14 protein-coding genes and 1 pseudogene (1 of these 15 running past the window's edge) are annotated in these 10,977 nt (G+C 38.2%); 5 read left to right on the top strand and 10 right to left on the bottom strand.

Translation table 11 applies throughout. From position 1 onward, the window contains the following. From RIL182_RS21575 to RIL182_RS03450, 6 genes are all read right to left on the bottom strand, one after another. Nucleotides 1–61 carry the 5' end (the start) of a hypothetical protein gene (locus RIL182_RS21575; protein ID WP_006859142.1) on the bottom strand. The gene continues 272 nt to the left of window position 1, outside the view, so only the first 61 of its 333 coding nucleotides appear in the window; its start codon is at nt 59–61; its stop codon lies beyond the left edge, outside the window. Continuing rightward, nucleotides 42–332 carry a hypothetical protein gene (locus RIL182_RS21570; protein WP_006859141.1) on the bottom strand — a complete coding sequence of 97 codons (291 nt, stop codon included), beginning with the start codon at nt 330–332 and terminating at the stop codon, nt 42–44. The genes RIL182_RS21575 and RIL182_RS21570 overlap by 20 nt, the downstream gene beginning before the upstream one ends. 4 nt (nt 333–336) lie before the next feature. After that, nucleotides 337–630 carry an RNA polymerase sigma factor gene (locus RIL182_RS03470; RefSeq protein WP_242655645.1) on the bottom strand — a complete coding sequence of 98 codons (294 nt, stop codon included), beginning with the start codon at nt 628–630 and terminating at the stop codon, nt 337–339. A 755-nt stretch (nt 631–1,385) separates the two neighbouring features. Continuing rightward, entirely contained in the window at nt 1,386–1,952 is a 567-nt protein-coding gene (locus RIL182_RS03460) for a TIR domain-containing protein (protein ID WP_006859139.1), read from the bottom strand. A 17-nt stretch (nt 1,953–1,969) separates the two neighbouring features. Then, nucleotides 1,970–2,863 carry a macro domain-containing protein gene (locus RIL182_RS03455; RefSeq protein ID WP_006859138.1) on the bottom strand — a complete coding sequence of 298 codons (894 nt, stop codon included), beginning with the start codon at nt 2,861–2,863 and terminating at the stop codon, nt 1,970–1,972. Between the two features lie 26 nt (nt 2,864–2,889). After that, nucleotides 2,890–3,390 carry a hypothetical protein gene (locus RIL182_RS03450; protein ID WP_006859137.1) on the bottom strand — a complete coding sequence of 167 codons (501 nt, stop codon included), beginning with the start codon at nt 3,388–3,390 and terminating at the stop codon, nt 2,890–2,892. A gap of 199 nt (nt 3,391–3,589) precedes the next feature. Here RIL182_RS03450 and RIL182_RS03445 point away from each other — a divergent pair, with 199 nt between their 5' ends. Together RIL182_RS03445 and RIL182_RS03440 are read left to right on the top strand one after the other, a co-directional pair. Next, nucleotides 3,590–4,099: a helix-turn-helix domain-containing protein gene (locus RIL182_RS03445; protein WP_006855777.1), complete on the top strand. Its 510-nt coding sequence runs from the start codon at nt 3,590–3,592 to the stop codon at nt 4,097–4,099. Continuing rightward, on the top strand, nt 4,069–4,740 hold the full coding sequence (locus RIL182_RS03440; protein ID WP_134523031.1) for an IS630 family transposase: 672 nt from the start codon (nt 4,069–4,071) through the stop codon (nt 4,738–4,740). Before RIL182_RS03445 ends, RIL182_RS03440 begins: the two co-directional genes overlap by 31 nt. An 82-nt stretch (nt 4,741–4,822) precedes the next feature. On the opposite strand, the gene RIL182_RS03435 is transcribed toward RIL182_RS03440, so the two are convergent. The 4 genes and pseudogenes from RIL182_RS03435 to RIL182_RS03420 form a co-directional block, all read right to left on the bottom strand. Next, on the bottom strand, nt 4,823–5,512 hold the full coding sequence (locus tag RIL182_RS03435; RefSeq protein ID WP_134523029.1) for an IS630 family transposase: 690 nt from the start codon (nt 5,510–5,512) through the stop codon (nt 4,823–4,825). Then, nucleotides 5,509–5,973 carry a helix-turn-helix domain-containing protein gene (locus tag RIL182_RS03430; RefSeq protein ID WP_006855331.1) on the bottom strand — a complete coding sequence of 155 codons (465 nt, stop codon included), beginning with the start codon at nt 5,971–5,973 and terminating at the stop codon, nt 5,509–5,511. The genes RIL182_RS03435 and RIL182_RS03430 overlap by 4 nt, the downstream gene beginning before the upstream one ends. A 94-nt stretch (nt 5,974–6,067) precedes the next feature. Next, nucleotides 6,068–7,345: an AAA family ATPase gene (locus RIL182_RS03425; protein ID WP_006855329.1), complete on the bottom strand. Its 1,278-nt coding sequence runs from the start codon at nt 7,343–7,345 to the stop codon at nt 6,068–6,070. Nucleotides 7,346–7,553: 208 nt separating this feature from the next. After that, nucleotides 7,554–8,045: pseudogene (locus RIL182_RS03420) on the bottom strand (GyrI-like domain-containing protein); the annotation flags it as partial. An 85-nt stretch (nt 8,046–8,130) separates the two neighbouring features. Between RIL182_RS03420 and tnpA the strand changes: the two are divergent. From tnpA to tnpC, 3 genes are all read left to right on the top strand, one after another. After that, nucleotides 8,131–8,469: an IS66 family insertion sequence element accessory protein TnpA gene (gene tnpA, locus RIL182_RS03415; RefSeq protein WP_134523027.1), complete on the top strand. Its 339-nt coding sequence runs from the start codon at nt 8,131–8,133 to the stop codon at nt 8,467–8,469. Next, a complete protein-coding gene (gene tnpB / locus RIL182_RS03410; RefSeq protein ID WP_006855325.1) occupies nt 8,462–8,815 on the top strand; it encodes an IS66 family insertion sequence element accessory protein TnpB in 354 nt (117 codons plus the stop codon). Before tnpA ends, tnpB begins: the two co-directional genes overlap by 8 nt. A gap of 146 nt (nt 8,816–8,961) precedes the next feature. Next, nucleotides 8,962–10,608, top strand: coding sequence for an IS66 family transposase (tnpC, locus tag RIL182_RS03405; RefSeq protein ID WP_134523025.1), 1,647 nt, complete (start codon nt 8,962–8,964; stop codon nt 10,606–10,608). Nucleotides 10,609–10,977 lie beyond the last annotated feature (369 nt).

Raw genomic sequence — 10,977 nt, 5'->3', positions numbered from 1 at the left:
CACCGCCCTGGCTGACGTCATTTCCATCTGCATCTTTATAGTCAAGGGTATAGTTTCCCATTCTCTACGTTAAATATTGCATCTGTCTGATCTCCGTGAATCCACACCTGCACAATTCTCTGGATGCCGCCAACATCCATTGCATATGCCGCACTTCCAGATCCAGCTGCAAGTACCACTGCTGCTATTGCTGCAGCTGCTTTCGGTGTAAAACGTTTCTTTTTCATTGGAACGACCTGTTCTTTTGCTGTCATTTTCAGCACCTCCGTCAATACGTCCGGAGAAGCATGCAGCTTATCAAATGTCTTTTGAAATTTTTCTTCATCTGTCATATTTTTACTCCTCCTTCAGATAATTTTTTAATTTTGCCTTTGCGCGAAATAGTCTGGTACTGACCGTTTTTTCCGGTATTTTTAATATTGATGCGATTTCTGCCGTGGAATATCTTTCATAATAAAATAACAGAACCGGCACTCTGTATTTCTTATCAAGCTCCATCACTGCCTGAAACAGATCTAAATAACTTTCCTCTTCGAATCCAAGTGTTTCCGCGTATTCCCCGATATCCTCTATCTTACGCCATGGGGGCCGGAACAGCATTTTACATTGATTGACGGTGACTCTGATCAACCAGTTTTCAAATGGGAATCTGATTCAAATTCCTTAAGTTATAATTTCTTTCCCTTGCTCAAGGATATATGGTATCAATTCCAAAGGATATACCTTTGTACCTTTCTTTAAATCTTCTAATGGAACCCAACAGAAATCCAAATCAATTCTTTCATTATCCAGCTCATCCTATCACAATCCTTTACAAATAAAAAAGTTTTGTATAGTCAAAACAAGTCAAACCGTAGTACACATACTACCATTTGACTTGTCTATTATCTTAGGATATCTACTTTACAACGATTATTTCCATTCTATGATCGTTTCTATATCTTTTATTTCTTCCTCTCTGCTATAGATATAGTTCTCCGGAACAGTGGCAAGCAATTCTATTCTGTCCATTTTTATTTAGAAAATTTCATTTTTATTAGTACACCAGATTTCAATGTTTTTGACACAAAGATGGAAGCAATCCCCTAGGATGGATGAACTCTGTCCAGTATAGACTCCATTTTTTAGTTGCATAAAAAACGAGACGGCCGAAGCCGTTTCAATAAAAGTCTAACTTTCTGGGATTTCCTCATGATAAGGAGTTGTGGATTTATGTTAATTATTCAAACTCGATTTCGGCAACTATATATTGTATCTAATCAAATTATAAACATCTATATTTGGTATGATTATTCTTAAAATTCTACATATTCTTTGCCGTTTCGGAACTTTTTGCAAGCATTTTGCAATAACTACAAGTTTCGTTATTTTCAAAATGTCATTGTTTATGGTTTATAGTAATATTTTTTTGCATCTGCCATTGTATTTACCATAAAATCTTCATTATTCAATGCTGATATAATAACGCTCTTAGTGCATGGAATATGCAATGTAGCTACCGAGGACATATTATCACGAAAAGCCGGCAACTTATCCCACAAATCTTTAATTTGCTTCTTAAAATTTCCATTACTATCAACTATATCTGACTTCTTGTCGTAATCTGGATAAATTACAATTACCGGTAAACCTTTTGTACCTATTCCATAATTCATTTCCTCCCTCAATGCATGACTATTGGCAGTAATGGAACTTAAAAATAAAATAATGTTCTTAGAATTGTCAAGTCTTGTATGAAGTCTAGGCTTAAGAGTCTTTTCCCAATCACTACCATCTCGCACATTATATGTCTTATCATGTGCATCATTAAAGGGAAAACTATTATCCTCCCCTTTCCACATTCTTAGCATATTGTAGTAAACAAAATCATGTGTTGAATTTGCCCCTAAATTACTTTCGCTAAATGGTTCCGAAACATAAAACGCACTATAATTTGCATTTTGATATGACATATTAAATTCCTCCTTTACTATATGTCTAATGTTACTTTATCTTTATCTCCTTTATATATAACAACATCAACTTCTCCATGTATTTTATCTCCATACAATTGAAATAACGATGTTATTACTCTCAGTGAATCATTATGTGACAATCCTGCTCTCGAAAGGTTTGTTCCCATCAATGGAATTACCAATCTATGCCCTTGACCATGTTGATCGTAAAAATTAAGAAGTGACTTTATGCACATTTCTAAATCATCGACAGAAGTATGAGCGATATTATCTTTATCGTATTCCGAAATTGCAAGTAACAAAAAGGTACTATTGTTATTTCCCCTAATCATCGCCACTGTACCTAACTCATATACTTCTCTTTTCCCACGTTCCTTATCTTCGTCAGCAATAATACTTTTGGGCACTAAATTTTGCATTTTCAAGCAATTATGTATCTTGTTGTCTATTTCTTCTATAGTAAATCCCTTATTAACCATTGTTTTTATCCATCTTCCATGTAACGAATTAGGTGATACCAATGGCTTTGAACATGTTGATATATCTTCATCTACAATAGTGTCAAAACATGAATTAACTGGAATTACAAATAACTTTTCTTCCTTGTTCCTTTTGTCAAACCCATCTTTCATAATATCAGAATAACATACTTTTATTTTCCCAGATGAACTTTCCCAAATTGTCTTTGTTCTCCTAAAAATACACGTCCATAGGATTGCAAGTATGAGTGCAAGCACACATAATAATATTATTATCACACATTTATATTGCGTTGACGTAATGCGTATATCATCCCAAGTCCAAAACAAAAAGAAAAGCGATAATATACTTGCAAATGTGCCAATACACTTCATCCACGTTTTACCTATGAACTCCAAATTTTGTTTTATCACATTCACTTTGTTCATAATATAACTTTTGTACTCTCCTTATACTACTCTATTTGTTCATTAATCTCCTCAATCCACCCACTGTCATCACTCTCAAACAGCTTTATGAACTTTCCAAAATTACTGCTTCCAGTAACAGAATCATCCGAATCCAGTTTTCTCACTCGTTGACTCATATCCTTGTAATTCTCCGCAGTAACATGTTCCATAACTTTCTGAATCTGGTCTGCTCTACATTTGTAATTCTCTACTCCGGTATATTCCTTTATCAAGGGAGCATTCACTGGTTTTGCCGGAGATTTCAGTTTTTCATCGGTCCAGTGCTTAGATATAATCTGCATCGTACAAGGATTACCAAACATAATCACTTCATTCGCTGCACTATCCACACCATGAAACTCATTAATTTTGCGTTTAATGTCCTCATACTGCTCGTGAGGTTTCTTTTCCGTATCACAGAACACAAGCACAAGTTCATCTGCTCCATTTTGATATCGATCCTGATACCTTGCCGGGATATTACCATTTCCACCGGCATTTACCAATGAAATATCATATTGCCCGTTCCATACTTTTAAATTCTTTAATCGATTTAGATACTCATATTCCTCATTACCTTCACAAATAATACAGATTTTATGGTTATCAAAAAACCTAGTGTACTGACATATTGATATTTAGTTAAATATTTCTGGCTGTTATTGCCGTTTTATGGTACAATAAAAGAAACGGCGGTGATATCCTATGGCAAGACCAAAAAAGTACAAAATCAAACTTACGGATGATGAATTAAAAGAATTTAAATCTGTCATCCGAAAAAATAAAACATCCAAAACAATCCGATGCAGATGCCAGATTATTATTGACCTGGATGAGTCCCACGGAAAAGTATTGACTCATGAGCAGTCTGCAAAATCAAATGGTGTATGTCTGGCAACAGTAACCAATACTGTGAAAAAATATTTTGAGGGTGGTATTGATGCAGTAACTGAGTTTAAGCGTAATGTTAATTCTGATAATGCAAGGCGTGTGCTCGATGGACGTGCTGAAGCCCGTATCATTGAACTTGCCTGTGGTCCGGTGCCGGAAGGACATTCAAGGTGGACCATCCGGCTGCTGGAAGAGAAATCAAAAATTGTTCTTGATACTCCGGTCAGCCGTGAGGCAATCCGAAGAGCCTTAAAAAAAACAAACTTCGACCTCACAAAAACGACTACTGGTGCATCCCCAAAAAAGATGATGCCGAATTTATAGCATGTATGGAAGATGTCCTTGATGTATATGAACTCCCATACAATCCTGAAAGACCAGTTGTATGCATGGACGAAAAGCCTTACCAGTTACTGGGCGATGCAAGGAAACCACTGCCCATGCGTCCGGGTGACAATCAGAAAACAGATTCGGAATATGTCAGGAATGGTACCTGCAGCATATTTGCTTTTGTCGAACCGCTTGGAGGCACTCATCATGTCAGCGTGCGAGAACAACGTACTGCCTTTGACTGGGCAGAAGAGATAAAATATCTCGTTGATGTCATGTATCCTGATGCAGAAAAAGTAATTCTTGTTATGGATAACCTTAACACCCATAAAACGGCGTCCTTGTATAAAAGGTATCCAGCAGATGAGGCAAGACGAATTATCAAGCGTTTGGAAATTCACTATACACCCAAACATGGAAGCTGGCTTGACATTGCAGAAATAGAACTGAATGTAATGACCAGACAGTGTTTGTCACGAAGGATTGAAAACATTGCAAAACTTCGTGGAGAGTTAGCTGCGTGGGAAGTCGAGCGTAATACAGTCGCAGCAAAAGTTAATTGGCAGTTCCGAACTGCCGATGCAAGAGTGAAGTTGAGTTCATTGTATCCTAGGTTTACAACAGCTTCCGAATAGGAAGTTGTTGTAATGCTAAAAATCAATGTGCCAATACACTAGTGTACTGCATCATTGAAATTTAGTATATCTGCCACTTTAATTAAAAAGTGACAGATGATAGTGTCGGATACAGTGATATCAGTTTTTCCCGTGCATCCCCTGTTTGGAAATGCCACTGTATCTTAGCTGTATCCCGATTACGTTCCATTTCCCATGCTGATAACTCACATTTAAGTTTGTCAAGGGTGGATATTCGACGCGAAAGACATTGGCGTGTCATTACATTCAGCTCAATTTCTGCCATGTCAAGCCAACTTCCATGTTTAGGCGTATAGTGGATTTTCAGTCGTTTTATGATCCTTCTTGCTTCTGATGGTGGAAAGGCTTTATAAAGTGAAGCAGCTTTATGGGTGTTTAGATTGTCCATTACCAGTATGATTTTCTTTGCATCTGGAAACATTTCATCTGACAGATATTTGATTTCCATTGCCCAGTCAATTGCAGTACAGTGTTCATGGACACCCACATGGTGTCTGCCGCCAAGTGGTTCAACAAAAGCAAATATGCTGCAGGTGCCATTCCTCTTATATTCGGAATCCGTTTTCTGGTTGTCACCCGGACGAACAGGCAGTGGCTGCCTTACATCATCCAAAAGCTGGTATGGCTTTTCATCCATACAGACAACAGGGTACATCGGGTCATATGGGAGTTCATAAACATCAAGGACATCTTCCATGCAGGCTACAAAATCAGCATCTTCTTTTGACGGAATACACCAGTAATCATTCATGTGAGGTCGAAGTTTATTTTTTTTAAAGCCCTGCCGATGGTATCTTTACTGACTGGAACATCAAGTACAATTTTTGCCTGTTCTTCCAGCAGACGGAGTGTCCAGCGGGAATGTCCTTCCGGTGCAGGACTGCACGCAATTTCAATAATACGAGCCTCAGCACGCCCATCAAATTTTCTGCGTGCATTATCAGAATTGACATTCCGGTTCATTGTACGGATACCCTGAATGCCTTTTTCGGAATAAAGCTTTACAGTATTCATGATAGTAGCCATACATACACAATTTGTTTTGGCAGACTGTGCATGGGTAAGAACTTTACCGTGTGCCTCATCTAGATCAATGATAATCTGGCATCTGTTTCGAACAGTTTTGGTTGTTTGCTTTTTACGCATAACAGATTTTAGTTCCTTGAGTTCGTCATCCGTTAATGAAATATTATATTTTTTTGGTCTTGCCATCTAAAATCACCGCCGTTTCTTTTTAGTATATCATGAAACGGTTTGTCAGACCATAAAATTAATTAAATATCAATGATACAGTATACTAGGGAGCTTATTTGGCATCGGCATCACCCCCCTTTACACCGCTTTTAATGCTAAGCAAAGAGTTAATCAATTCTGGATCAGGTAAAGCTCCAAGTGCACCTTTCCTATATTTTTCCATAACATCTGTCGTATCTCGCACTCCCTGCTGTGCTGTAAAATCTGCAAGTGAATATACATACACACCTTCTTCATCCTTATGAACAAACCAAATCTGCTCCTTTCGGAACATTCTCTTGCAATCCATAAGATTTATATCATGTACTGTAAATATCATCTGTGCACTTGTATTTAATTCATTATTAAACATGGCAACAATTGCCCTGGTAAGCTTAAAATGAATACTGCTATCCAACTCATCCACGACTAAAATTCTGCCCTGTTCAAGTGCTTCGATTACATAGCTGGCCATAGCGGCAATTTTCTTTGTTCCTGTAGAATCAAACATCATACTTGGTACATGGACTCCTTTATATGTGGATACCAATCTGATTTGATCCATAATGTTCTCTGGAATATCAAGCACTTTCTCATCTGGCTTTTCGTCACCTTCACCAGTTTTCAGTTGTATCTTATCCATATCCACATATTCAAAATTATCCATATATAAGTCAGCATTTTTTATGAACTCAACAACCTTTTGCTGTAACTGATTCTTATTCTTCATTAGTTCAATCGTGTGCTGCATAGGTATGTTATTCATATTGATGATATCAATTTTTTCTGCAAATCCGACAAGAATCTGCTTCATCTCGTTGATATGTTCGAATTTACTTGTATCTACCACATAGCATAACAAATTATTCTTCGATACAACAGAAATCATAGTCTGAACAGATTCATCAATACACTCGTATACTTCACTAACAGTATCTTTTTTCAACCAACAAGCTTCCTTTTCATTGTTGTACTGATCTTTAAATATCTCCGAAAATGACTCATATATATATTCTTCTTTTTCTGCGTCGTACTTAAAATCATAAGAAAACTTTCTTCCAGATGCCATAAATGTAACACCTAACTCGCATACATCACTATCCGTAAATATATTTGGCATCAGTCCATTCTTCTTATTTAAAAGTACATTTCTTATTGCCCTAATGCACTTGATCAGACATGTTTTACCGGCATTGTTTGGCCCATATATTCCTACCGTTTTAAGGACATTAAAATTATTCTCTTTGTGAACATTTGCTCCAAATTTTTTATTTCGCATATCTGCTTTCATTGAAAATGTAATATCATCCTCAAATGCATAACAGTTTTTTGCTCTTACCTCTATAATCATGGCTCATTCCTCCAAGTCACTTTTCCTATTTACTTATCATTATTATATCATTAAATATTTTTTATGCAACTTTTTTTCATAAAAAATATTAATATTGAGATCTAATGTTCATTCACAAAAACAAAAAGCAGCCTCTCGGCTGCTCTATCTGTATATCCACTATATTACTTTCGTTTCATTCTCTAATCTCACTCAATGCAATTTGCCTCTATACTTTCTTGATTGGATGTCTAATTACAGTTTTCCATTTTTCAGGAGCAACCTTTCTTGCATCGGACATATAAATCTCATGGTGTAAACGCTGTTCATTTATATTATTCTCATAGCCCTGCTCCTTCAAATAATCCTCCAGCAAAGCTACTGTTGCAGGTTCCGAATCAAATGAACCTTGATGCATAATCTGGACGCAAAGCCCCTCATCAATCGTTAAAAACTCTGCCGGTGAACAATCTATTTTTTTCTTCTTGGTTGCTGTTTGTACCGCCCATGCAAAATCTTTTTCGGTTATAAAATCAGGCAAACGAATAACAGAAATCCAATTAAATGTATCTTTGTTGCTATAATCAATTCCTTTGACATTTTCTCGCCTGTCGGTTCGGTCAGTTCGCATCTCAGCATCCACAGGATGCTGCTCACCCTGCCACCAGAATCCTTCCAGCGGCGGTACTACATATTCAAAAAATCCTTCAATTTTATAATCGTAAGTACGTAATCATTCGTATCTGTCAGCAACTATATTTTTCTGATACACTCTTTTCATAACAAAGAAAGGAAACTGTATCATTATGAAAACAGATGAAAAAATCACGCTGTGGTCTGAACGAATCCATGAATTTCAATTCAGTGGGCAGACTTGCAAAACATGGTGTCAGGAACATCACGTTCCAGTCTCTACAATGAATTACTGGATGCACAAGCTGAAAACATTGGACGGACAATCGGATACAGATATGATTTTTGCAAAAATGCCAACGGAAACGGAAATTTCAAAGAATGGGACTTTGAACATCAGCCCGTCTCCAGTCCGCATTTTTATCACAAACGCTATTCGGATTGAAGTGATGCCTGAATGCCCGCCGGAACTTTTTCGTGTTCTGATCCAGGGGCTGAAAGATCATGCTTGATCTGGCAGGTGGCACAACCGTTTACCTTGCCTGTGGAGCTACCGATCTGAGAAAAAGCTATCACGGACTGGCTGCAATTATCAAGCTAAAATTCAAACTTGATCCCTATTCGCGCTGCATGTTTGCGTTCTGCAACCGCAGGCGGACTTCTATTAAGATTCTGCAATGGGACGGATCCGGTTTCTGGATTCTGATGAAGAGGCTTGACAAGGATTCCTTTCACTGGCCGGATACTCCGGATGAATTACAGAAAGTGACCCTGAAAGAAATGCATTGGCTGTGCGATGGTCTTTCACTTACTCCGAAGGGAGCTTTTGAAGAAAGACATCCAAAGATTGTTGTATAAAGAACGGATTTGTCAATTCGCAAAAAGCACGAAATACTCGTGGATATCGGTATATATTCCTACACAGTAAAACGTTGATTTTTCTCGAACAGCTGGACTTTGTATGCTATACTGGAATTATCATATAAAAGTTTGGAGATTGCCGGATGGATCCGTTTTTTACAGAGGAACAGCTGAATAACATGAGCCGTGAAAACATGATGGAAGTTATGAGAATCATGCAGAATCAGGTTCGAAAAAAAGAGACCGAGGTACAGCTTCTGAAAGACAAGCAGAAAGAACTGGAATTTATGAACGCAATGCTTTCAGACCGTCTTGCGCTTGCACAAAGAAGACGTTTCGGTTCTTCCAGTGAAAAATACGCAGATGGATATGAACAGACGGATCTGTTTAATGAGGCTGAAGTCAATGCAGATACGGATACGGCTGAGATTGAAGAGGAAATCGTGATTCCATCGCACAAACGGAAAAAACGCACCGGCAAAAAAGAAGAAGATCTTTCTAATTTCGAAGTAACAGAAACAATCGAATATAAACTGACCGGCGAAGACCGCTATTGTCCGGACTGTGGAACAAAGTATAAAGTCGTCACAAAAGAAGTCGTAAAACGACTGAAATTCATCCCCTCCACCTTTGAAGTGGCTGAAGAAGTAACCTATGTATACAGTTGTCCAAAATGTGGTGCTATGATCCGGCCGGAAAAAGAGTTTCCGCTGATCAAGGGAAGCATTGCTACACCTTCGCTGGTTGCCGGAATCATGAATGCAAAGTATGTCAATGGCATGCCGCTGGCAAGACAGGAACGGGAATTCGCAAGGTATGACTTAAATCTTTCAACAAAAACAATGGCAAACTGGATCATCAGCTGTGCAGACCGGTATCTGGGACTGCTTTATGGGCAGATGAAGGAAGAATTCCTAAAGAGCAGATACATCCATTGCGATGAAACCAGGATCCAGGTGATTGATGAACCGGATCAGAAAGGATCATCTCAAAACTGGATGTGGGTATATCTGACAGATCATTACAGTGAATCCCCACAGATGGTTCTCTTTGATTATGAGAGAACGCGTGCCGGATATCACCCGGTAAACTTCCTTGGAGATACATTTCATGGATATCTGACGTGTGATGGATACCAGGCGTATCATGGACTGAACGATTCCATTACCGTAACAGGATGCTTTACCCATGCGAGACGCCGTTTTGATGCTGCGCTCACGGCATTAAAAAAGGATTTCACAAAGGAGCAGCTGAAAGAAACAGTTGCATATCAGGCAATGACGAGGATCGGAATCCTGTATAAAGTAGAGGAACTGATCAAAGATAAGACACCGGAAGAACGGTATCAGGAACGCCAGAAGCAGTCGCGTCCAGTAGTGGAAGCCCTGTTTGAATGGCTGCATTCGATGGAAGATTCTGTAGACAGATCTTCCCTTATTGGTGATGCCATTTTATATACGCTGAATCAGGAAAACTATCTTCGCAGGTACTTGGATGACGGGCATCTGAGCATTGATAATAATAGTGCGGAGCGTGCAATCAAAAATTTTGCAGTAGGCCGCCGGAATTGGCTGTTTGCCAAGAGTATCCGTGGTGCAGATGCCAGTGCTGTTGTTTATAGTATCGCAGAAACAGCCCTGCTGAATGGTCTGAAGCCGTATGTATATCTTTCCTATGTATTAGACGAGCTTCGTAAAATGGGACCTTTTCCAAAGCCGGATGATCTAAATCGGCTTTTGCCATGGTCAAATGAATTACCGGAAGGATTTCGAACCAAAAAGAAGAAATAAAATGTGCCGCCCTGATGGGCGGCATGTTTTTTAAAAAGGCAAGGTACAGATGATTACGTACTTACTTATATACGTTATGAAATAAAATTTTTATCTCTTGAATAATCACAAAATGTTGCCATTTTGTTGCCAATCACTAAACAAATTTGTTTGTAACCAGCATGAATACTGGTTTCTCGTGATTGTGTGAATTATTCAAACTCTTAATTGTAAAGTTGTTTTGTGGTGTTCGAGATTGCTTTTTGCAGTAGAACGCCGAGAGTTTTGTCTGAATTCTACCTGTTGCGTGGATTTTATGAAGATTGTATTGTCATTTTATTGTCAGCACAATAATTCAACACCTCAACATATAATCCCTAATATGCTTAT

The organism is Roseburia intestinalis L1-82 (assembly GCF_900537995.1).
Classification (GTDB): Bacteria; Bacillota; Clostridia; order Lachnospirales; family Lachnospiraceae; genus Roseburia; species Roseburia intestinalis.
Note: the sequence above shows the minus strand (reverse complement) of the source record. Positions and strands in the feature narration are given on the sequence as shown.

Excerpts from the sequence above, each read along its gene's own strand:
- RIL182_RS21570 (WP_006859141.1), bottom strand. The coding sequence starts at position 332 with ATGACAGATGAAGAAAAATTTCAAAAGACATTTGATAAGCTGCATGCT.
- RIL182_RS03460 (WP_006859139.1), bottom strand. The coding sequence starts at position 1,952 with ATGTCATATCAAAATGCAAATTATAGTGCGTTTTATGTTTCGGAACCA.
- RIL182_RS03455 (WP_006859138.1), bottom strand. The coding sequence starts at position 2,863 with ATGAACAAAGTGAATGTGATAAAACAAAATTTGGAGTTCATAGGTAAA.
- RIL182_RS03445 (WP_006855777.1), top strand. The coding sequence starts at position 3,590 with ATGGCAAGACCAAAAAAGTACAAAATCAAACTTACGGATGATGAATTA.
- RIL182_RS03435 (WP_134523029.1), bottom strand. The coding sequence starts at position 5,512 with ATGAATGATTACTGGTGTATTCCGTCAAAAGAAGATGCTGATTTTGTA.
- RIL182_RS03430 (WP_006855331.1), bottom strand. The coding sequence starts at position 5,973 with ATGGCAAGACCAAAAAAATATAATATTTCATTAACGGATGACGAACTC.
- RIL182_RS03425 (WP_006855329.1), bottom strand. The coding sequence starts at position 7,345 with ATGATTATAGAGGTAAGAGCAAAAAACTGTTATGCATTTGAGGATGAT.
- tnpA (WP_134523027.1), top strand. The coding sequence starts at position 8,131 with ATGAAAACAGATGAAAAAATCACGCTGTGGTCTGAACGAATCCATGAA.
- tnpB (WP_006855325.1), top strand. The coding sequence starts at position 8,462 with ATGCTTGATCTGGCAGGTGGCACAACCGTTTACCTTGCCTGTGGAGCT.
- tnpC (WP_134523025.1), top strand. The coding sequence starts at position 8,962 with ATGGATCCGTTTTTTACAGAGGAACAGCTGAATAACATGAGCCGTGAA.